Below are 23826 nucleotides of genomic sequence, written 5' to 3'. Positions count from 1 at the left end.
ATGCTCCGATAACAATTAAGTTGGAAAATGCAACAATGGCAGATTTTGTGAAAAGAATTGAAAACATAACGGAATTTCGATTTGTTTATAGAATAAAGGATATTGAACCTGACTTTTTGGTCACCCTTGACGCAAAGAATGAAAGTATTGACCAAATTTTAGAAACCGTATTAATTGATTCGGGAATTGAATACAATATAGTCGAAAAACAAATTTTTATTATAAAGATTCCCGTAAAACCAGAATTGGACAACAATGTTCAAGAACAAATAAAAGAAGAGGAACATGATATACTTATAAGGGGTCAAATATTAAACAATCAAGAAGTTCCGTTGTTGGGTGTAAACATTATTGAAAAAGGAACTCTTAAGGGGACTACGACCGATGAAAATGGTAATTTTGAGTTGAATGCTACGGATCCTAATCCTATATTGATTATTTCCTATATTGGATATGAAAGGTTGGAGGTAAGGCCCGTCAACCAAGATTCCCTTAAAATCAAATTAAACCCCGACTCCTCCCAGCTGGAGGAAGTCATAGTTGTTGGATATGGTACCCAAAGAAAAATTGATTTGACGGGATCAGTGGCATCGGTGAGCAGTGAATTTATTGAAAACAAACCTATTACCAGTCCGGATGAAGTATTGGCTGGTTTAGTTGCTGGAGTAAATATTTCTACATGGAGTGGTGATCCCGGAGCACCCGTAAATGTTCGCATTCGTGGAGTTGGCACAGCAGGTTCAAATGCACCACTTTGGGTAATAGATAATGTTCCGATTGTACTTACCACAAATGTAATTGTAAACACCTCCTCAGCTACCCAGTCAAACCCGTTGGCGGGTATAAATCCAAATGATATTGAATCCATAGACGTATTAAAGGACGCAGCTTCCGCAGCCATATATGGCGCCAGGGCAGCCAATGGGGTCATTATTGTGACCACTAAAAAAGGAAATCAAGGTAAAGCCAGGGTCACCTATGATGGTTATGGTGCCGTGTCTTGGGTACAGCAAAAAAGAAAGGTTTTGAACGTATCACAATTTATTGATATTCAAAGACAACTTGGAAGAGATTTTTCCAACTTTAGTGCAGAACCTTTTGTGGATTGGCAGGATGCGGTTTTTAGAAATGGATACTCACAAAATCATAACCTGACCGTTAGTGGAGGTGGTAAAAAAGCCAACTATTTTATCTCTGGAAGTTATTTAGACCAAAAAGGTGTGGAATTGGCCCAAAGTTTTAAGAGGTATTCCTTAAAAGCTAACACTGACGTCAAAATAGGCAAGGTGTTCAAAGTTGGCCAATCCCTATTATTAAGTCAATTCGACAGAACGGTCCAAGGTGAACCAGCTACCTTTGCAGGATTCAATGCAGCACTCAATGCACCATTTTTTCCAATTAGGGATGCATCAAGTGAAGTATTTGGTTATGCTTTGGAAAGTCCATCAAATTTAAATGGTTTAAATGGAGAGGCCGCAAGAGGTCTTAATCTGGTTGCAAGAACAGATCCCCGAATTGAATCCGTTGATTTACAAGCGCGAAAGGTTCTCGGTAATTTCTATGGAGAAATTTCTATTACGGACAAAATCAAATTTAAAACTTCGGTGGGAATCGATTATACCGTTGGTGCCGGAGATATTAGTTCTAGTGGATTGCCATTAAATCCTATGCAGATCAATCAGAGTTTGGCTGTTCAATCTCGGCCCAATGAGCTTGCGCTGACCACATCAGCTACATTGAGTTATGACAAGACATTTGGTCACCATCAATTGTCATCTTTATTTGGTTTTGAACAGACCAAGTTCCGTTTTAACAAAATAAGATTGCAAGGACGAGATTTGTTCAATCCTAATTTTCCTTCAACGGGAACTACCATGGCTGCCGCCAATGAAGCAGATTTATGGACATTGCAAGGGTGGCTAGGCCGTATTAATTATAATTATAAGGGGAAATATCTACTTACGGCTAACATACGGAGAGATGCAACGTCTCGTTTTTCAAAAGGCTTTAGAAGTGGTGTTTTTCCATCGCTATCTGCTGGATGGAGAATTTCTCAGGATTTTTTTAGTCAAGAAGAGATTATCAATGACCTAAAACTAAGGATTGGTTGGGGGCAAAATGGGAATCAAAATACTCCTGGTTCATTTCCATTTTTAACCGCTTTGAACAACAACATCTTCTATGTTATCGGAGATGACCAAACTGTTGTCAGTGCGCCTGCACCAGTTGAGTTCGCAAATCCAGAAATCACATGGGAAACAAGCTCCCAGCTTGATTTAGGGTTTGATGCCGTCCTATTTGGTCAAAAATTCAATTTCACAATTGACTATTACAACAAGCAGTCAAAAGATGTTCTTCTTGGACTTCCAATCCCCTTTGCATCTGGTTTTTTCTTGCCTTCTCAATCCAATATTGGAAAAATCAAAAATAGTGGGATTGAGCTTTCCATGGGCTTTGCTGATAAAATAGGTGAATTTGAATATAGTGTAGGGGGTAACCTTACAACCGTTAAAAATAGGGTTTTGGATTTAGGGCCAATTACGCAAATTATTACGGGGATTGGAGGTCAACAAACTCATAGGACGATCGAGGGGGAGAGTCTCGGACATTTTTTTGGATATAAGACCAATGGGCTTTATCAAAATATTGATGAAGCAAATGCTGCGTTGCCCGATTCTTTTTCAACCGAAGTGCAACCAGGTGATATTCGTTTTGTTGATATTAACAATGATGGCCAAATAAATGCTGATGATAGAACCTTCATTGGAAGCCCTATTCCCGGTTTCTTTTATGGGATTCACCTATCTGCAAAATATAAGGGATTTGATATTTCAACCGTGTTAAGGGGTGTTGGTGATATACAGGTCTACAATCAAGCAAGAAGGGGGCTTGAAAGCTACACTGGAGCCTCTTTTGTACTTAACGGACCCAATGGTCGCAACAATTTTAGCACTTCGGTTTTGAACCGTTGGACATTTGAAGGCTCAACAAATTCCATCCGAAATCCGAGATTAGCTCTTGGAGATCCCAATGGAAATGAAAGATATTCAGATAGATGGGTGGAGGATGCCGCTTATTTGAGAATCCAAAATTTACAGATTGGTTATACTGTAGATCCTCAGAAGTTAAAAAAATGGACAAATGATACCGTCTCTCACCTTCGCATATATCTAAGTGCCAATAATTTGGCAACATTCACCAAATACAGCGGTCTCGATCCAGAAGTTACTAGAGGTCAGAGCTTCCAAAAAGGGGATTTTACCCTTGCCACGGGACAAGATGGCGGTGTTTCACCACAACCAAGGGTAGGCCAATTAGGAATTTCATTAAGTTTTTAACACATAAAATCGCTTAAACAGGTTCTTCTAAAATAATGAAACATAGCAAAAAAATAATGTTTCGAACCTAGTTGGCCAAAAAGTAAACTGGGCATTTCAATATTTTAAATTCCACTCCTCAATCCCCGATGTTTGATATTATAAAAAAGCTACAGTTTACCTAGGTTGCAAAGTGTTTATTATCCACCTCCGATTGGTATTGGATTTGCAAAAAATCCAAAGAATGGTAGAAAAACGCGCAACGTTTTTTGTCAAAGTCTGGAATATACAAATAGGTATGTTTTGCTTTTGAATCGTCTTTAATTTTATAGGAACCTATATGAAACCCATGACAATCTCGAGTTTAAGGGTAATTATTTGTTTCTAAAACCATAAAATTAATTCTAACTATTAATCAATCTTTATGATTATGAAGCAAACTTTAACTAAACTTAAGACGACGAATTCAGGCTTTTTTGCGCTGTTCGTTCTTCTTGTTTTCGGAATGCAGACATCGTTAGCACAGACGACGGTATCAGGAGCAATTGCCGATGCTGAAGGTCCTTTGCCAGGAGCCAGTGTTGTGGTTAAGGGTACAACAACCGGAGCTGTTGCAGATTTTGATGGAAATTATACCATTGAAGTTCCCGAAGGTTCCAACACGCTTGTTTTTTCCTACGTGGGGTATGCGGCTCAGGAAATTAATGTTGACGGCCAAACAACAATAAATGTGACCTTACAACCTGATGCCCAATCACTAAATGAGGTGGTTGTAGTAGGTTATGGTACCCAACGAAAAGCCGATCTTACTGGTGCTGTTGGATCCATCAACGCAGTGGAAATTGTAAAGCAACCCATTGTAAGCCCGGACCAAGTGCTGGCAGGTACCATCTCGGGGGTTAATATCACCAATAGAAGTGGTGATCCAGGAGCTCCTATTAGCGTTAATATTAGAGGTGTTGGAACGTTAAGCGCCGATGCCAACCCGCTTTATGTAGTTGATGGTGTTCCCCTGGTAGGAACTAATAATATAACGGTAAACACTTCATCCACTACGGATTCAAATCCATTGGCAAGTATCAACCCGAGCGATATTGAATCTATTGATGTTTTAAAAGATGCAGCCTCTGCGGCTATCTATGGTGCGAGAGGTGCCAACGGTGTTATCATCATAACAACCAAAAAAGGAAGTAAGGGAGATCCAAAAGTAACCTACGATGGTTACATATCCTCAGCTTCACCAAGAGAAACACTGGACGTTCTCAATGTTCAACAATATATTGCCATCCAACAAGAATTAGGTAGGGACTTTTCAGCTTTTAGTGGACAACCCAATGTGGATTGGCAAGATGCCATTTTTCAGAATGGCTTTGTTCAAAACCACAATGTTGGTGTTAGCGGTGGTGGTGAAAACGGAACCTATTATGTCTCTGGATCATTTCTGGACAATGAGGGGATCCAAAGAGCTCAATCATTTAAAAGATATTCACTTAGAGCAAATTCAGAATTCAGGATTGGAAAGCGTTTAAAATTCGGGGAGTCATTACAAATAAGCCAAAGTGATCGCTTAACCCAGAGTGAGGGAGCCTTAAATGCAGGTTTCAACGCCGCTTTAAATGCACCTTATTTTCAACCGTTCGGAGACGGGCCATTTGGTTATAACTTGGCCAACCCAAGTACACTGGGTGGAGCTACAGGCAACAACCTTTTACAATTAACTGATGAAAGGATAAATAGCACTACCATTCAGAATCGGAAGGTGCTTGGGCACTTTTTTGGAGAATGGGAAATCATAGATAACTTAAAATTAAGACCCTCTATTGGCATTGATTATAATGTTGGATCCGGTGACTTCTTTCAGGCTGAGACCACTTTAGATGGTAATTCCACAAGACAATCTTTATTAGTCCAGTCAAGACCGATTGAATTGACGCTGACTACGGGTGCTACCCTATCTTATGATAGAACCTTCGGAGATCACAATTTTGGAGCTTTAATAGGTTTTGAACAAACAAAGTTTAGATTCGATAAGGTAAGGTTGCAAGGTAGAAACTTGTTCAACGATAACTTTGCTTCCAGTGGAACAGCTGTGGCGGGAGCCAACGAAGCGGATCTCTTTACATTACAAGGCATCATTGGCCGTCTGACCTATAACTACAAAGGAAAGTATTTGGCAACTATTAATGTTCGTCGAGATGCTACCTCAAAATTTGCCGAAAACAATAGAGATGATATTTTCCCTTCCATCTCCGTAGGTTGGAGACTCTCACAAGAAGATTTCATGAGCGATTATGATTTTATAGATGATTTAAAATTAAGGGTAGGTTATGGTGAACTAGGAAACCAAAACCTTGGGGATGGAACTGCCAGAACCTTTCCTTTCCTTTCAACATTGAACAATAATATATTCTATGTATTGGGAGATGATCAGGGAACGGTAGTGGGACCTGCACCAACCACATTTGCTAATAGACAAATAGGATGGGAAACCTCGAAGCAAATCGATATAGGTCTTGATTTCAGTTTGATGAAAGGTAAGATTACCGGGGTATTTGATTATTTCAAGAAAACAAATGAAGATGCGTTGGTAAACCTTCCGCTTCCATTTGCCAGTGGATTCTTCTTACCTGCGCCAACGAACGCAGGTGAAATTACCAACTCTGGTATTGAACTTGCTTTAAACTATAAAAACAAAATAGGAGAGGATTTTGAATACGGTGTCGGATTCAATATTACCACAGTTAAAAACACCGTCCAGAGTTTGGGTCCCGTGAGCCAGATAATTGCCGGTGTTGGAGGGGCACAATCCCATAGAACCATTGTTGGGGAAAGTCTAGGGCATTTCTTTGGATACAAAACAGATGGCTTATACCAGAATGATGCAGAAGTTGCAGCTGCCTTACCAGATGCCAATGGTACACCATCTCCCGGAGATATCCGTTTTGTGGATGTTAATGGCGATGGTCAGGTTAATGCCGATGACAGAACTATATTAGGTAGTCCATATCCTGGTTTCTTTTATGGTTTAAACCTTCAAGCCAAGTACAAAGGATTTGATTTTTCCGCCCTATTAAGAGGTGTTGGGGACAGGCAGATCTATAATTCTTCAAGGATAACTTTGGAAGGGTTGACCGGAACCAACAACTTCAGCACTCAGGTATTGAACAGATGGACAGGAGAAGGTTCGACCAATTCCAGTTCCAATCCAAGATTGGCTGGCCCTGGAGACCCCAATGGAAATAATCGTATTTCGGATCGTTTCATTGAAGATGCCGACTATTTGAGAATTCAGAATATACAATTAGGGTATACAGTACCTAAAGACGCTTTGCAAAGTTGGACCAACAATTTTGTGTCAAATATGAGATTTTTTGTGAGCGTACAGAATCTAGCGACCTTCACCGGTTATTCAGGTTTTGATCCTGAAGTTGGTCGAGCCCAGAGTTTCCAAAAGGGTAATAACCCACTTGCCACTGGGCAAGATGATGGACAGGCCCCTTTACCTAGAATAATTCAACTGGGATGGTCAGTTAGTTTTAACTAAAAAATTGTTATTTTAAAATAAAAGAAAAATCATGAAAAGTAAAATTTTATTTCTTGTCGCCATCTGTACTTTGACAGTATTGTCGTGCGACGACGAGCTAGATTTACAGCCTTTGGATAGTATTACAGTGGACACGTTCTACAATACTCGAGGAGATTTTGATGGAGCCATTTTTGCGGCCTACTCTTCCATACAGGATTTTTGGGGTACAAGTACCGAGACACTATCAGAGAGAGGTGAATATTGGAAATTATCAATGGTTATTTCGGATGATGTTGCTGCGGACCCCGTGACCAGCGATCAAATCTCCATAGATATTGATAATTTACAGTTAAGAGCAGCCGATGTGCCCTATGCAGCAGTTTACACGCAGATTTATGAAGGCATCTACCGTACAAACTTAGTGTTGGAAAATTTGGATGGGGACAATGAGTTGACAACTGAAGATAGAACTGTTTTGGATGCTGAAGCAAGGTTCTTAAGAGCGTGGTTCCATTTTCAGGCAATGAAAATGTTTGGAACTCCACCCATTGCGGTAGAAGTTTTGACGGACATTAATAATTTGGCATTGCCAAACGCTACACAGGATGATCTGTACACAGCTATTCTTGGGGATTTAGGTATTGCGGCAGCCGGCTTGCCAGCTTCCTGGGATTCTAGTAATACAGGAAGAGCTACATCTTGGGCGGCCACAGCCTTAATTGGAAAAGTAAATGTATTCCGTGAGGATTGGCCAGCTGCAACAACTGCGCTTGCCAATGTTGTGGACAATGGTCCGTTTAGCCTAGTCCCTAACTACGAAGATGTTTTTGCTTTTACCAATGAAAACAACTCGGAATCTATTTTTGAAGTGCAATACGGTGGACCACAGTCAGATGATAACCTTTGGGTTTTTGACGACACCCACTCAGAAAATTTCAAAGCTTCACAAGGTACCGGCCGTGGTTGGTACTGGGATGCCGGAAATGGCGCTCCAGGTGGTAAATTGGGTTGGTGGGCTCCTACCCAAGATTTGGTGGATTCTTTTGAGCCAGGCGACACAAGGCTACCTACCATTTTGTATCAAGATGGGGATACGTACTTCACAACATTCGAATCTTTACCTTACGATACGGAATGGTCTTCAACAAACTACACATTGAAAAAGTATCGGGGTGAAATAAATACTGTTCCGGGAAATCATGCTCCCAACCAACAAGCAGATTTTAACAATGAACGTTGGATGCGTTTGGCAGAAGTAAAATTGTTGTACGCTGAAGCACTCATTAGAGGCGGAGGTGATTTGGCAATTGCCAGGACTCAAATAGACGACATTAGAGCAAGGGCAGGCTTGGCAGCTACCACTGCAGCTGATGGAGATTTGTTGGCAGCCATGCAACAAGAAAAAAGAGTAGAGTTGGCATTAGAGCCACACCGTTGGTTTGATATTGTTCGCTGGGATTTAGGGCCAACGATTTTTGGAGGTAATTGGGAGGAGCGTTATGCCGTATTTCCATTCCCGCAATCAGAAGTTGATAGATCTGATGGGCTCTTAAATCAAAACACAGGATATTAGACAAGAATTCTATCATTAACCCTGTGGTTTAAGTTATTTGAAGGAATCCAATTAAATTTATGATTGGATTCCTTTTTTTAAACTGTTTAAATAAATGTTCGTCAATCATCATATTTGGATTCGTTCGGTAATTGTTTTCTTAACACTTGCATTATCCGCTGTTTCATGTGAAGAAAACACTACTAAGCTATTTCATGATTTATCACCCAAAGAAACAGGAGTATTGTTCAGCAATACCCTTGTAATAGGCGGCGAACCCAGCGTACTTGAATTTGAATATATGTATAACGGCGCGGGGGTTGCCGTAGCAGATTTTGATCAAGATGGACTGCAAGATATTTACTTTACCGGCAACATGGTCAGCAATCGCTTATACCGTAACCTTGGGGAATTTAAGTTTGAAGATATTACAACATCAGCAAGCGTTGGTACTTCGGGTTGGTCAAATGGTGTTGCCATAGTGGATATCAATCAAGATGGATTTCCAGACATTTATGTATGCAAAGGAGGCCCAAGGGGTTCTTCAGATGAGGATCGTGCCAATCTGTTATTTGTGAACAATGGAATGAAGGATGGGAAGCTATCCTTTACCGAAGAAGCAAGTAAATGGGGTATAGCCGATAGTAGTTATTCTGTTCAGGCTAACTTTTTTGATTATGATGGTGATGGGGATTTGGATATGTATCTTCTTAGTAATGCCCTGGTGGATTATAACAGAAATACTTCACGTCCAAAAGACTGGTCCGGTAAGGCCCCCTCCGTAGACAAACTCTTTAGAAACAATGGGGATGCTACTTTTACGGATGTATCCAGGGAAGCCAAAATACTTTTGGAGGGTTTTGGTTTAGGTGTTGAAGTATATGACTTCAATGAAGATGGATGGGTAGATATTTATGTGTCCAATGATTTTTTAACCGATGACTTCCTCTACATCAATCAAAAAGATGGAACCTTTAAAAATGAGATCTCCAAATACATGGGCCATCTTACTTTCAACGGAATGGGCAATGATATTGCAGATATCAATAATGATGGTTTAATGGATGTGGTAGTTTTAGATATGCTGCCTCCTGACAACAAAAGATGGAAGTTGACCATGATGGGCAATAACTATGATGAACACCATAATGCCCTTTCCAACGGATACCAACCCCAATACATTAGAAATACCTTACAAATAAATAATGGCAATGGCTCATTTAGCGAAGTTGGTCAAATTGCGGGGATATCTGCTACTGAATGGAGCTGGAGTGCTTTGCTCTCCGATTATGACCATGATGGCAAAAAAGACCTATTCGTCACCAATGGATATCGACAAGATATTACCAATTTGGATTTTATGGTGTATGGCAATACCATTTTGTCCATGGGTTCTGAACAGGCCAATAGAGAGAAACGTCTAGAAGCACTGAACAAACTACCAGGAATAAAACGGTCAAATTATTTATTCAAGAACGAGGGGGAACTACAATTTAAAGACATATCAAAAGAAGCTGGAATTACAAAACCCACTTTTTCAAATGGTGCGGCCTACGCAGATTTTGATAATGATGGGGATTTTGACCTGGTAATCAATAATATTGATGACCCAGCAAGCATCTTAAGGAATAATACCAAAGTAGATAGCGCACAGTCCTATTTGAAATTCCGTTTTAAAGGTGCTGCCCCAAATCTGGAAGGAATAGGAAGTCAAGTTGAAATTCACTATCAAGGGCAACTTCAAAAACAATATTTTACGCCGTATAGAGGATATCTTTCATCCGTAGAGTCAAGCCTTCACTTTGGCCTAGGGGATATGAAGAAAATTGATAGCGCTATAGTTACTTGGCCAAATAAAATGCAGGAAGTATTAAAGAATATTCCTGTCAATCAAGAATTAGTGCTGCATCAAAATAATGCGCAGACCTCTAAAAAGAATGGTGGAAAGAAAATAGTTGGGCTTTTTAAAAAAATCGATAGTATCGGAATGGACTTTACCCACACAGAGAACGACTTTGTGGATTTTAAGATTCAACCGCTCCTACCCCATATGCACTCCAAGAATGGTCCCGGAATGGCTGTAGGAGATGCTAACGGAGATGGACTTGAAGATGTCTATATCGCCGGAGCAACAGGGCAACCTGGAACATTAAAAATACAAGGTAAAGATGGGAGCTCCTTTTCGGAAATTGTTTTTCAAGATTCAGATTCCGAAGATATGGGCGCTTTGTTTTTTGATGCAGATTCAGATGGTGATCAAGATTTGTACGTGGTAAGCGGTGGGTCATCCGCAGCAAAAGGAAGTCCAGCATATCAAGACCGTATTTATGAAAATGATGGTACAGGAACATATACCCTAGTAGATGCTTTGCCCGAATCCTTGGTAAGTGGATCTGTTGTAACTGGGGCAGATTATGACAAAGATGGAGATATAGATCTTTTTGTGGGAGGCAGGGTGCAACCGGGAGAATATCCCATGTCTCCAAAAAGCTCTTTGCTTAAAAATGAAAGTTCCATTGGGAATGTCAAGTTTAGTGCTGACCACAACTTTTTAAATAATTGGAGTGAACTAGGAATGGTCACCGCCGCGCTATGGACCGATTTTGATAACGATTCTTGGATGGATTTGATCGTAGTTGGTGAGTTCATGCCCATCCGATTTTTTAAAAATAATGAGGGAAACCTTCAAGAAATTACAGAACAGATTGCACTAAAGGGAACCAATGGTTGGTGGAACAGTATAGCATCTGGGGATTTTGATAATGACGGCGACAGTGATTATATCCTCGGAAATTTTGGCCTCAACAGTCGCTATAAAGCAAGTGTTGACGAACCGCTTTGTATTTACGCCAAAGATTATGATAAAAATGGTCAAATAGACCCTGTAATGTGTTATTACATAGATGGTAAAAATTACATCGCACATTCTAGAAACGATCTTATTGATCAAATCAATGCTATGCGGGTGAGGTTTAGAACCTATTCTGAATATGCAGAAGCCACTTTTGAAGAATCATTTACGGAGGGGGAACTTGCAGATGCCCACATCGTTAAAAGTGAAACCTTTGCCAGTAGCTATCTAGAAAACTTAGGAGAGGGAAGGTTTGCTTTAAAACCCTTACCTATTACTATGCAAACTGCTCCTTTGTATGGGATAAACATTGGCGATTATAATCAAGATAGTCACCTAGATGTTTTGGCCGTGGGCAATTTTTATAGTGGAGAAGTGTTCAACGGTCGTTATGATGCGTCTATTGGATGGCTTATGACAGGAGATGGCAAAGGAAGTTTTGAAACATTAAAGGTAGATGAAAGTGGATTCTTTGTAAATGGAGACGCAAAAAGCCAGGTAAATTTGTTTGCCAACGATTCTGAACTGATACTTTCTGGAATCAATAATGGGGAATTAAAAATTCATTCCAGAAAACTGGAAAATGCGTTTGTATACCATCCAAATCCCCAAGATGCTTCCATAACGATCCACTTTGAAGATGGTTTCATGCAAAAGAGGGAATTGTATTATGGTTCTGGATACCTATCACAAGGGAGTCGTAGGCAAATCATCCCTAAAAAAGCCAAATACATTGTGGTAAAGAATTTCAAAGGAGAGGAAATAAAAACTGATGTAAGAAAATGAGAAAGGCTTCCGTACTTGCTTTGGTTTGCAGCGTGTTTTTGGTCACCATTTCTTGCGAGAGGGGCAATTCTCCTAGGTTTCAATTGGTAAGCCCATCAGAATCAGGTATTGACTTCAACAATAAGATTGTTGAAAATGACAGTATCAATGTATTCAATTTCATGAATATTTATACCGGTGCGGGTACTGCTGTTGGTGACATTAACAATGACGGACTGGTAGACGTCTATTTTAGTGGCAATATGGTTTCCGGTAGACTTTATCTCAATAAAGGAAATATGAAATTTGAAGATATCACGGAAAAATCTGGCCTGATAAACAATCGTTGGGGCACTGGAGCCGCAATGGTCGATATTAATCAAGATGGTTTTTTGGATATCTATGTATGTGTTTCGGGTAGTGCCAAGCTTGAGGAACGGGCAAACATGCTCTACATCAATAACGGGAACAATACATTTACTGAGCGAGCTGCAGAATATGGTTTGGATGATACGCGACAATCCATGCATGCGGCCTTTTTTGACTATGATAAGGACAATGACCTGGATATGTACCTTTTGGTCAATCCCGCTGCATACGAATACAATGTAAACGTAAGCAGCCCCAGAAAATTAGATGGCTCATCCGTAAGCAATGACCGCCTGTATAGAAATGAAGGCGATGGGAAGTTCACAGATGTTTCGTTAACATCGGGTATTCTTGTGGAGGGCTATGGTTTGGGTGTTGGCATATCGGATATTAATAATGATTCATGGCCAGATATATACATTTCCAATGATTTTGTGGGGAATGATATTTTATATATCAACCAAAGGGATGGAACATTTAAAGACGAATTGGACACCTATCTAAAACATACTTCCTATGCAGGAATGGGGAACGATATTGCAGACATTGACAATAATGGAAGCCCCGATATTATGGTCTTGGACATGCACCCGGAAGATAATTTTCGACAAAAATTGATTATTTCCTCTACGGGCTATGATCGGTTCAACTTTATGTTGGATGCGGGATATTCCCCGCAATACACCAGAAATACACTTCAACTGAATCAAGGTGAAGGAAGCTTTAGTGAAATTGGTTATTTGGCAGGAGTAAGCAGTACAGACTGGAGCTGGAGCGCACTCTTGGCCGATTATGACAATGATGGGTTAAGAGACCTATATGTTACCAATGGATTTTTAAGGGACCTGGGGAACTTGGATTACATTCATTATCAAAACAGGAGCAATAGCCCTATGGGTGATAGGGAAACAAAAATTAAGGAGAAATTAAACTCCATTCATAATTTGCCAAGAGCTGAACTGGTCAATTACGTCTTCAAAAATAACGGCAACACTACTTTCGAAAATATGTCCGAAGGATGGGGTATCAGCGATAAGAGTTGTTCCAATGGTGCTGCCTTTACCGACTTGGATAATGATGGCGACTTGGATTTGGTTGTGAACAACGTAAACCAAAATGCCTTTGTTTATGAAAATACCAATGAAACAGAAGGGGGTAATTTTCTGCAACTGAGATTAAAGGGTAATACAGGAAATCTAGAAGGAATCGGTTCACGGATTAAGATAAACTCGAAAAACACCACCCAACATTATCAACATTATTTAAGTAGGGGGTATGAGTCCAGTGTTGACCCCACCATTCATTTTGGGCTTGGAACTGATACCGTTGTTGCAACAGTAGAGGTCTGGTGGCCCGATGATTCCTATCAAAAAATAGCGAATGTAAAATCGAACCAAAAGCTTGTAATTAGACAATCCGAATCGAAAAAGGTCGAGGCTCACAATGAGATTGCACCTGTTGAAACAAAACAATGGTTTGCAGAGATCACAGATTCCCTAGGTATCGATTACGTTCAAAAAGAAGACCCCATTGTAGACTTTCGAATTCAACCGATTCTACCCCATATGCATTCTCGTGGTGGACCTGGTATCGCCATTGGCGATGTTGATTCCAACGGAAAGGAAGATTTTTATGTAGGTGGTGCGGCAGGTTCAACGGGACAAATCTACCTGCAGCAAGAAGACGGTTTTAAAAACACTTCTGTGGGATATGAAGAAAGCTTAAGAGAAGATATGGGCATGCTGTTCTTCGATGCCGATGGAGATGGGGATCAAGATTTATATGTAGTAAGCGGAGGCATCCCCACTTCATACAAAGAGGATGTCTATCAAGATAGATTGTATGCAAATGATGGAAAAGGAAACTTTTCACTTACCAATGCACTGCCAGTTAATGATATCAGTGGTTCATGCGTTACAGCTTCTGATTTTGATAAAGATGGGGATTTGGACTTATTTGTGGGTGGCAGGGTCGACCCTGGTAATTACCCCATGCCAACGGCCAGTCAGTTATACGAGAATATATCTACTGAAGGCGAACCTAAGTTTAGGGAAATAGGAAAAAACATCGAACATTGGGAAAAATTGACCATGGTGACTTCAGCGATATGGTCAGATTATGATAATGATGGATGGCCGGATTTGATTGTAGTTGGAGAATTTATGCCTATAACTTTTTTTCATAATGATAGAGGGACCTTAAGGCTTGTTGAAAGTCCCACCGGACTTGAAAAATCGGAAGGTTGGTGGAACAGTATTTCAAGTGGTGATTTTGACAACGACGGAGATATGGATTATATAGTTGGAAATTTGGGCTTGAATACCAAATACAAAGCCTCCAAGGATGAGCCACTATGCATTTACGCTAAAGATTATGACAAGGACGGCAGAGTAGATCCAATTATGTGTTATTACAATGATGGCGAAAATTACATTTCCCATACTCGGGATAAACTTATAGAACAGGTTAATGCTATGAGAGGGCGCTTTAAAACGTATCAGTCCTATGCCGAAAAAACCTTTAAAGAATCTTTCTTGCCGGAAGAATTGGAAGATGCCTATGTTGTAAAAAGTCATGTATTCGAAAGTTCCTATGTGGAAAACCTTGGTCAAGGAAAATTCCAATTGACCGCACTGCCATTAAATGCTCAGGTGGCACCAGCGGAAGGGATAATTGTTGAAGATTTCGACCAAGATGGAAATTTAGACCTCCTATTGACTGGGAATTCCTATGTTACAGAAGTCTCCAATGGGCGATATGATGCACAATTGGGCACTGTCTTAAAAGGAAAAGGAGACGGAACGTTTGATTATATCCAATTAGCAGAAAGTGGGCTCGTAAACAATTACGATGCCAGCGGTCTTGCCCAACTTAAAAACAAAGAGGGTAAATCGCTTATCATCATTGGAAACAACAGCGGGCCACTCAAAGTATTTGAATCTCAAGTCGAGGATAAAAAATTGGAATTCCATGATGTGGCCGATGATAGCATGTTTGCCATTATCACTCTCACCAATGGCGAAAAACAGAAATGGGAGTTTCAATATGGATCAGGATATCTGTCACAACAGTCTAGAAGAATAACAATACATGGTAAAATAAAGCAAATAGACATCACTAACTTTAAGGGGAACACAAAAACAGTTTATGAAAATGATTAAGTCATGGTTTATAATGGGTTTAGTGGCTATATCACTTATAGTCTCTTGTGGCGAAACGCACAAAGCAGAAGAATTGGATGCCTATTTTGAGAATAGTGTCACCATATATAATCGAAAGCTTACCGATGTTATTGTGGCGGATATTTTCACACCTCCAGTGGCAAGTAGAATTTATGCCTATTCGAACATTGCAGCGTATGAGGGCATTCGTTTTATGGATTCCACAAAGGTTTCACTTGGAGGACAGTTGAACGATTTGGAACTTACTGCCCGACCAGACACCAATAAAGAATATTACTATCCACTAACCTCTATGGTCGCTTTTCTGAACGTGGCCAAAGTATTGGTTTTTGATATTGAAAGAGTGGAGAATTTCCGTAAAGACCTTTTGAAGGATGTCCAAGAAATAGGAATTGACAAAGAGATTTATGAAAACTCCATTGCATTGGGAGATGCTATTTCACAAGAAATTATTCAGCGCTCAAGCACGGACGGCTATTTACGTCGCACCGCCTTACCGCGTTACAGCGTGAACAAAGACCCAGGGCGGTGGAAGCCCACTCCACCTGATTATATGGAAGCTATCGAACCTCATTGGAATACTATTAAACCCTTTGTGTTGGATTCTGCAGGTCAGTTTGATCCAGGGTTACCCACCAGTTTTGATATTTCCGATAGTTCCCAATTTTATAAAGAAGCTCAGGAAGTATACCAAACAGTGAAGAACGTTGATGAAACCCAATTGGAAATAGCAAAGTTCTGGGATTGTAACCCAAATATTTCAACTACCAAGGGTCATGTAATGTATTTTCAACAACAAATTTCACCAGGTGGACACTGGGTGCACATTGCTGCCCAAGTATTGGAAGAGAAAAAAGAAGACCCAGTAAATGCATCGGCGATACTCGCGCAGACAAGTATTGCCATAGCAGATGCCTTTATAAGTTGTTGGGACCAAAAATATAAGAGCAGTCTAACCCGTCCCGAAACCTTTATCAATGAACATGTGGATTCGGACTGGAAGCCTATTTTACAGACCCCTGCTTTTCCTGAGCATACCTCTGGGCACAGTGTAGCCTCGTCCGCTGCTGCGACAGTTTTGACCAAGTTGATAGGTGACAATTATGCATTTATCGATTCAACAGAGGTGCCCTATGGATTGCCTCCAAGAAAATTCAATTCATTCTTTGAAGCATCCGAAGAAGCGGCCATCAGTAGACTTTATGGAGGAATCCATTATCGTCCGGCTATAGAACTAGGAGTACAACAAGGTAAAGCCGTAGGCGCATATGTAAATGAAAAAATAGATTTGAACTGATATGAAGTCAATTTAAAACCAGTGTAATATCTAAACCAACCCATAAAATTCTTAATTATGAAAGACACATCCTCAAAACGTTTATTTTCCTTGGACGTGTTTCGAGGAATGACCATGTTCTTGCTGATTGCAGAGGCAGCTGGGTTCCATCATTCTTTTTACGATTTGGTCAAGGATATTCCGTTTTTTTCTGGTTTAGGGGAGCAATTGCACCATCATCCTTGGCATGGATTTCGTTTTTGGGACTTAATTCAACCCTTTTTCATGTTTATAGTGGGAGTGGCCATGCCATTCTCTATAGGAAAGCGTTTGAAAACAGGTACTAAAAAGGCTGTAACACGTCATATTCTTCAACGTTGTTTCCTATTATTTGCATTTGGGGTGTTGCTACATTGTGTGTACAGTCATGCATTGGTTTGGGAGCTTTGGAATGTACTGGTGCAACTCGCATTTACGATACTAATTGCTTATGCAATTATGAATTTATCAAATCGAAACCAAATACTAATTTCAATAGGCCTTTTGGCTCTTACCGAATTACTTTACCGTTTTTATGACCCCGCAGCTCCCTTTAACAATGGAGCTAGTTTTGGCTCTTTTATGGATCACATTTTTATGGGAAAAATCAACGGTGATGGTTGGGTGACCATCAATTTTATTCCAACAGCGGCACATACCATTTGGGGTGTGGTTTGCGGCCGACTTCTTTTAAATAAAGATGAAGGCACACAAAAATTAAAAGCATTTGTGCTTTGGGGAAGCATTGCCATAGCGTTAGGAATAGTATTGGATGTTTTGAACATTACTCCTGTTATAAAAAGATTGGCCACTACCTCATTTACCCTACTTTCAGGCGGAATAGCTGTTTTGGTGCTTGCCCTGTTTTACTGGTACATTGATATGAAGGGAAATGCAAAAAAATGGATGCAGTTTTTCTCTGTAGTGGGCACTAATTCCATTTTTATATATCTATTGGCGGAAACCGTAGGCATACAATGGTTTAGAGGTTTTGGCAAGATTTTTACGCACGGAATTCTTCATCCTTTGGGAATGGGGGAACATGGCATCATGGTTATCAATTCACTTTTTGTGCTTTTGATTTTTTGGTACCTGACCTATTTCCTGGATAAAAAGAAGGTCTATTTTAAAGTGTAGTGGAAGCGTATTCTGGGGCATATTCACACACGATTAAGAAAAATTAAAACCTATTTAAATGAAGTATTTTATAGCAGTTCTATGTACATCCCTAATGTTTTCCTCCTGCAAAGAGGAAACATCATCAAGTCTTTTTAATGGAAAGGATTTAAGTGGTTGGCACGTTGATGTTCCTGAAATGGACACTATTCCAAATACCATAAACCCATTTATCATTAGAGATGGGATGTTGGTGAGCTTGGGTACCCCAAGAGGTCATCTAATCACGGATGACATTTACAAAGATTATAGATTGGAAGTGGAGTATCGTTTTCCTGGAGAACCAGGAAACTGTGGAGTTTTGGCACATGCATCAACTCCAAGAGCTCTGTATAAAATGTTTCCGAAGTCCATAGAAGTACAAATGCAACATGAGGATGCTGGCGATTTTTGGGTCATTGTTGAGGATATTGAAGTGGACAATATGGTAGAACGGCGAGGACCAAAATCGGAATGGGGGATTACGGAAGGTAAAAATCGGAGAATTGTTAACCTTACCGATGGGTCTGAAAAACCCTTAAAAGAATGGAACACTATGATTATCGAATGCCTAAAAGATGAAATAAAAGTGTGGGTAAACGGGGACCTTGTCAACCATGGATTTAATGCCACGGTCACTAGTGGTCAAATAGCGCTACAAGCAGAAGGCTCGGAAGTGGAATTTCGTAAAATAAACATTACGTCGATAGTTGCGCTATCGAAATAATTAATTGCTTATACTAAAATCAACCAATGATTATTTTAAAATCGCAAAAATTCTTTTTCCTATCGGCTCTGTTCATAGCGCATATGGCCTCAATATACGCCCAGCAAAAACAAGGTTATATACAGGAATTACCTAGTACTTCACTAGAAATCAATATGGTTGCTATTCCCAGTGGTTCTTTCATTATGGGAAGCCCCAACAGTGAGAAAGGAAGAGATGAGGATGAAGGGCCACAACGAAAAATGGACATTGAAGGGTTTTGGATGTCCAGCTATGAAATCACTTGGCAACTCTATAATCTCTTTTTGCAACGCGAATTGGATAAAGCTGAGTTTATTGATAAAGGAAATGAAGTAGTACAAAAAGTAGATGCGGTGGCCGGCGCAACAATACCCTATGTGGATATGAGCTTAGGGATGGGTACTGGAGAAAACCTTCCCATTGGTAATGTAACACAATTAGGGGCTTCAAAATTTTGTGAGTGGCTTTCAGCGATTACAGGGAATTTTTATCGATTGCCCACAGAAGCGGAGTGGGAGTATGCTGCAAGGGCCAATTCTGAGGATGCTCATTTTTTTGATGGAAATGATACATTGGAAGAATACGCTTGGTTTTCGGATAATAGTGGAGAAACCTATCATGAAGTTGGTCAAAAAAAACCGAACCCTTGGGGACTCTATGATATGTATGGCAATGTGGCGGAATGGACATTGGATCAATATGATGTCAATACCTATGCTGAAAGTACCACTGCTTTTATTCGAGTTGAAAAAGAATATCCCGCGGTAGTTCGGGGAGGGTCATACAAAGATGGTTCGGAAATGCTCCGTAGCGCATCAAGAACATTTTCTAAACCCGTTTGGAAACAACGAGACCCCCAGTTTCCAAAAAGCAAATGGTGGCATACAGATGCTCCGTTTGTGGGTTTTAGAATCGTACGACCGTATGAGACACCGAACATAGAAGCACAGCATAGTTACTGGCTTGGAGAATAACGATACTAATTTGAAAACATTAAGAAGATGAAAAAAGACAAAACATTAAAAAGACAAAACACAAGAAGGGATTTTGTTAAAAACACTACCCTCTTATCGGCAGGGATGCTATTGCCCACATTGGATGTTGGAGCGATGGCCAATGTATTTGAAAACAAAACCTTGAAATTGGCATTGATCGGTTGCGGTGGCCGTGGTTCCGGTGCGGCTGATCAAGCACTACAAGCCGATGATAACGTTGAACTGGTGGCCATGGCAGATGCTTTTGAGGATAGACTTACAAGCAGCTTGAATAATTTGAGCGAGAAATATGCGGGAACGGGGAAGATTAAAGTGAAAGAGAAAAATCGTTTTGTTGGTTTTGATGCCTATAAAAAAGCAATTGATTTGGCCGATGTGGTCATTTTGGCCACCCCACCTGGTTTTAGACCACAGCATTTTGCATATGCTATTGAAAATGATAAGCATGTATTCATGGAAAAGCCCTTGGCAACCGATGTTCCTGGTATTCGGAAAGTTTTGGAAATGGCTGAGGTGGCAAAGTCGAAGAAATTGAATGTTGTAGTTGGGTTACAGCGCCACTATCAAGAAAACTATATAGAGACATTGGACTTGCTTAAAAATGATACAATAGGCAAGATTGTTTCAGGTCAGGTCTATTGGAATAGTGCAGGAGTTTGGGTGAAACCCAGAAAACCGGAATATACCGAAATGGAATACCAAATGCGCAATTGGTATTATTTTAATTGGTTATGCGGAGACCATATTTTAGAGCAGCACATTCACAATATTGATGTGGCCAATTGGTTTATTGGGGAGTATCCAGTTTCAGCTCAGGGCATGGGTGGTAGACTGGTTCGTACAGGCAAGGAGTATGGGGAAATTTTCGACCATCATTTTGTCGAATTTACGTATCCAAGTGGTGCTGTTGTGGCTAGCCAGTGCAGGCATCAACCTAACACCATGAATAGAGTAGGTGAAGCATTTCAGGGTACTAAAGGAACTGTTGTGACCAATGATGCAGGTACCGCCAAGATTTACGATATCAACGGAAAGGAACTACACTCGATTTCAAATAGTGAAGGGCACAACCCTTATCAAGAAGAGCATAACAGACTTTTTGCTTCTATTAGAAATAATGAAGTCATCAACAATGGAGAGTATGGAGCTAAGAGTACAATGACTGCCATTTTGGGGAGAATGGCCACTTACAGTGGAAAAGTGATTACTTGGGAAGAAGCGATGAAATCAGAGTTAAGTTTGGTGCCAGAAGAGCTTTCATGGGATGCAAATCCGCCAGTAATGCCTAATGAAGATGGTTCTTATCCTATTCCGATGCCTGGAAAATCCATTGTACTGTAAATTGTTAGGGCAGTACCAATATAAAATCTTGATTGAAGGGTAGTTTAAAAACTATCCTTCATCCAATTATAGGGCTTTCTCTTTATCCATAGCCCTCTGGTAAAATCAGGAAAATTCTGAGGTTCTCCATTGTTTTCAATAGACACTTCGGACAAAGGTGTTACCGCACTCCAAGCAGCGGCATCATAAGCATCCATAGGTGGGGCAATATTTTGCTTGGCAGATTCCACAAAGGCATTCATTACAAAAAAGTCCATACCCCCATGTCCAGAACCTTCGGCATATGTTCCATATTTTTTCCATAAAGGATGGTCATATTCTTTTAGCCATGAGGTGGCTTCATCCCATGTATGGGGTTCCGATTTACCTTCCACATAAATTCTATTTCCATCTACCTCCCATAGTCCATTTGCGCCTTGCACTCGGAACCCTAGGGAATAGGGACGTGGCAAATTACAATCATGGGTGATTATGATTGTCTCTCCTCTGGCCGTTTCAAGGGTTGAAGTGATTACATCACCCTGTTTAAATTTCACCTTGGCATTTGGATGACTTTCCCCACCGTGTTTTACCACGTAATTGTGCAATCCAATCGCTTTTGAAGCGTATGAACTCATGGAAACAAATCGATTCCCCCTGTTGATATCGGCCATAGCCGCTATGGGTCCCAAACCATGGGTAGGATACACATCCCCATTGCGTTTTACAGAATGCTCCGTTCTCCATTTTGCTTCGGAAATAGCTTTCTCACCAAACTCTACACCACCGCCGTAAGGTTGTTGGCCATTGTTGAATTTGACCTCCCTCAGATCGTGTTGGTAACCACATCTAAAATGAACTGTTTCACCGAAAATGTTCTGTTTTACCATATTGAGAACAGCCATTACATCCCTTCTATAGTTCACATTTTCCAGAATCATCATGTGGGTGCCCGTTTGCTCATGTGTGTTTACTAAATCCCAGCATTCTTCCAACGTATTTGCTGCGGATACTTCCACACCTGCATACTTTCCAGCTTTCATCGCATCAACGGTCATACGAACATGCCACAACCAAGGAGTAGAAATGATTACGGCATCCACATCTTCTAATTCCAATAGATTTCGATAATCATAGTCATTTTTTCCAAAAATTTGAGGTGATTTGCCACCTGCAGTTTTAATCATTTCCTTAGCCAAATTGATTCTGGCTGGGTCGATATCACATATGGCGGTTACCTCCACATCTTTTCTTAATAAGATATTGGTTAGATGGTTTGTACCCCTTAAACCAACACCAATAAAACCAACCTTCAACGTATCTTCAAACGTGTTGGATACGAAACCTGAAGCAATATTCGGGGCGAGAATAGCCCCTGCTCCTAAAATGGAACTACTTTTTATAAACTTTCTTCTTGAATTCATGGCTTATTGATGTTTTTAGATTGTTAATTCAGTATACGCTAAAGTGTTTTTCTATTAAAAATCCGATCTTTATTAGACTGATGCCTGTGCTATATAGCTTTTGGCATTTTCAGAGTTGATAATACCAATGGGTAACAGCTTTTCCTTAGGAAATTCCTTTTTGAACAATAGGTTTTCAATTACATATCGTAGCCCTAATGACGCTTGCGTTTTCGGGTCTTGATGAATTAAAAAATCAATTGTTCCTTTTTGCAGGTATTCCAAATTTTCATCAAGTAAATCGTAACCAATTAGGATAATTTTTTCTTGATTTATTGAATCCAAAACCTTGGCAACTTCATGTGCTTTTGAAGTTGTTACAAAAATGCCCTGGAGATCTTGGTGCATTTCCAAAAACGAAACCAGCTTTGTTTTAAACTCCTCGGCCATTAAGGTAATTGTTAATGGGGCATTCAATCCGTTCTCAATGCAGTACGAGATAAACCCTTGCTCTTTTTTGCGCATATGTCCTGCATTCTCAAAGGATTCATTAATATGCACAATGGCAAACTTACCTTTATCTGGGCTGGACATATGAAGAAGTCTTGCGGCGGTCCTCCCACTGAGAACTAAATCCTGCCCTACATAGAGGTCAATAGTATTGAGTAGGGGACTATTAAAAGTAGCTAAAAGCACATCCGCATCGTCAAACTTCTCAAGAATACTATTTGTTTCACGATCAAAGAGCGGGACAAAGAACAATGCATGTACTCCATCTCGATAAGCCTTATGTCCCAACTGTAGAAACGACTTGGATTTGAAAGGGTTGAAATAATAGAGAACCACATCTATGGTAAAAGCGCTATACTCTGAAATTACTTCTTGGATTCCTTCCTCACAAGGGCGCCAAAAAGAATCTAGGTCAGGATTGGGAAGTAAGACGCCTATTTTATGGACAATACCATTTTTAAGAGTTTGTGCAATGGGGTTAGGTTTGTAGTCGAGCTCCTTTATAGCGGCCACTATTTTTCTCTCGGAAGCCTTGGAAACCCTACCCCTTTCATGTAACACTCTATCTACAGTTCCTATTGACACCCCTGCTTTTTCTGCAATATCTTTGATGGTGTGCTTGGCTCTCATGAAGTCAAAAATAGTAAAAAGGTAGTATAAAAATTAAAAAATGTGTACGATAACACAAATACGCGTGTACGATAACATAGTTTTGATATATTTGTCTTGGTTTTTGTATCCAATCATTGGAATATTAGTTGTTGTATCCGCAATCTGTACATTTTTTAATCTGTATGTGTTTTTAGTAAAAATATTTC

The 23826-nt window shown here is 40.1% G+C and carries 12 protein-coding genes; 10 read left to right on the top strand and 2 right to left on the bottom strand.

Annotation, left to right across the window (positions count from 1 at the left end; genetic code table 11):
* The first annotated feature begins 35 nt into the window (after positions 1 to 35).
* From BUC10_RS06290 to BUC10_RS06245, 10 genes are all read left to right on the top strand, one after another.
* The gene (locus tag BUC10_RS06290; protein WP_165614868.1) at positions 36 to 3338 is read left to right on the top strand and encodes a TonB-dependent receptor; all 3303 of its coding nucleotides are present in this window, start codon (positions 36 to 38) and stop codon (positions 3336 to 3338) included.
* A 409-nt stretch (positions 3339 to 3747) separates the two neighbouring features.
* Complete coding sequence (locus BUC10_RS06285; protein ID WP_165614867.1) at positions 3748 to 6861, top strand: SusC/RagA family TonB-linked outer membrane protein; 3114 nt, start codon at positions 3748 to 3750, stop codon at positions 6859 to 6861.
* Between the two features lie 31 nt (positions 6862 to 6892).
* Positions 6893 to 8416, top strand: a complete 1524-nt coding sequence (locus BUC10_RS06280; protein WP_073177416.1) for a RagB/SusD family nutrient uptake outer membrane protein — start codon at positions 6893 to 6895, stop codon at positions 8414 to 8416.
* A 94-nt stretch (positions 8417 to 8510) separates the two neighbouring features.
* The gene (locus tag BUC10_RS06275; RefSeq protein ID WP_073177414.1) at positions 8511 to 12032 is read left to right on the top strand and encodes a VCBS repeat-containing protein; all 3522 of its coding nucleotides are present in this window, start codon (positions 8511 to 8513) and stop codon (positions 12030 to 12032) included.
* Positions 12029 to 15541: a VCBS repeat-containing protein gene (locus tag BUC10_RS06270; protein WP_073177412.1), complete on the top strand. Its 3513-nt coding sequence runs from the start codon at positions 12029 to 12031 to the stop codon at positions 15539 to 15541. Before BUC10_RS06275 ends, BUC10_RS06270 begins: the two co-directional genes overlap by 4 nt.
* Complete coding sequence (locus BUC10_RS06265; protein WP_084732606.1) at positions 15534 to 16859, top strand: vanadium-dependent haloperoxidase; 1326 nt, start codon at positions 15534 to 15536, stop codon at positions 16857 to 16859. The genes BUC10_RS06270 and BUC10_RS06265 overlap by 8 nt, the downstream gene beginning before the upstream one ends.
* Positions 16860 to 16916: 57 nt before the next feature.
* Positions 16917 to 18014: an acyltransferase family protein gene (locus tag BUC10_RS06260; protein ID WP_073177407.1), complete on the top strand. Its 1098-nt coding sequence runs from the start codon at positions 16917 to 16919 to the stop codon at positions 18012 to 18014.
* A gap of 58 nt (positions 18015 to 18072) precedes the next feature.
* On the top strand, positions 18073 to 18759 hold the full coding sequence (locus BUC10_RS06255; RefSeq protein ID WP_073177405.1) for a 3-keto-disaccharide hydrolase: 687 nt from the start codon (positions 18073 to 18075) through the stop codon (positions 18757 to 18759).
* Positions 18760 to 18785: 26 nt separating this feature from the next.
* Positions 18786 to 19754 carry a formylglycine-generating enzyme family protein gene (locus BUC10_RS06250; protein WP_084732573.1) on the top strand — a complete coding sequence of 323 codons (969 nt, stop codon included), beginning with the start codon at positions 18786 to 18788 and terminating at the stop codon, positions 19752 to 19754.
* 27 nt (positions 19755 to 19781) lie between these two features.
* Complete coding sequence (locus tag BUC10_RS06245) at positions 19782 to 21116, top strand: Gfo/Idh/MocA family protein (protein WP_073177400.1); 1335 nt, start codon at positions 19782 to 19784, stop codon at positions 21114 to 21116.
* 44 nt (positions 21117 to 21160) lie between these two features.
* Here the strand turns inward: BUC10_RS06245 and BUC10_RS06240 are convergent, their stop codons facing one another.
* Together BUC10_RS06240 and BUC10_RS06235 are read right to left on the bottom strand one after the other, a co-directional pair.
* The gene (locus BUC10_RS06240) at positions 21161 to 22519 is read right to left on the bottom strand and encodes a Gfo/Idh/MocA family protein (RefSeq protein WP_073177398.1); all 1359 of its coding nucleotides are present in this window, start codon (positions 22517 to 22519) and stop codon (positions 21161 to 21163) included.
* A gap of 72 nt (positions 22520 to 22591) precedes the next feature.
* Complete coding sequence (locus tag BUC10_RS06235) at positions 22592 to 23638, bottom strand: LacI family DNA-binding transcriptional regulator (RefSeq protein WP_073177396.1); 1047 nt, start codon at positions 23636 to 23638, stop codon at positions 22592 to 22594.
* Positions 23639 to 23826 lie beyond the last annotated feature (188 nt).

Origin of the sequence: Flagellimonas flava (assembly GCF_900129665.1) — a bacterium.
Lineage (GTDB): Bacteria > Bacteroidota > Bacteroidia > Flavobacteriales > Flavobacteriaceae > Flagellimonas > Flagellimonas flava.
Note: the sequence above shows the minus strand (reverse complement) of the source record. Positions and strands in the feature narration are given on the sequence as shown.

Coding starts and splice junctions, on each gene's coding strand:
- BUC10_RS06290 (WP_165614868.1), top strand. CDS start 36: ATGGCAGATTTTGTGAAAAGAATTGAAAACATAACGGAATTTCGATTT.
- BUC10_RS06285 (WP_165614867.1), top strand. CDS start 3,748: ATGAAGCAAACTTTAACTAAACTTAAGACGACGAATTCAGGCTTTTTT.
- BUC10_RS06280 (WP_073177416.1), top strand. CDS start 6,893: ATGAAAAGTAAAATTTTATTTCTTGTCGCCATCTGTACTTTGACAGTA.
- BUC10_RS06275 (WP_073177414.1), top strand. CDS start 8,511: ATGTTCGTCAATCATCATATTTGGATTCGTTCGGTAATTGTTTTCTTA.
- BUC10_RS06270 (WP_073177412.1), top strand. CDS start 12,029: ATGAGAAAGGCTTCCGTACTTGCTTTGGTTTGCAGCGTGTTTTTGGTC.
- BUC10_RS06265 (WP_084732606.1), top strand. CDS start 15,534: ATGATTAAGTCATGGTTTATAATGGGTTTAGTGGCTATATCACTTATA.
- BUC10_RS06260 (WP_073177407.1), top strand. CDS start 16,917: ATGAAAGACACATCCTCAAAACGTTTATTTTCCTTGGACGTGTTTCGA.
- BUC10_RS06255 (WP_073177405.1), top strand. CDS start 18,073: ATGAAGTATTTTATAGCAGTTCTATGTACATCCCTAATGTTTTCCTCC.
- BUC10_RS06250 (WP_084732573.1), top strand. CDS start 18,786: ATGATTATTTTAAAATCGCAAAAATTCTTTTTCCTATCGGCTCTGTTC.
- BUC10_RS06245 (WP_073177400.1), top strand. CDS start 19,782: ATGAAAAAAGACAAAACATTAAAAAGACAAAACACAAGAAGGGATTTT.
- BUC10_RS06240 (WP_073177398.1), bottom strand. CDS start 22,519: ATGAATTCAAGAAGAAAGTTTATAAAAAGTAGTTCCATTTTAGGAGCA.
- BUC10_RS06235 (WP_073177396.1), bottom strand. CDS start 23,638: ATGAGAGCCAAGCACACCATCAAAGATATTGCAGAAAAAGCAGGGGTG.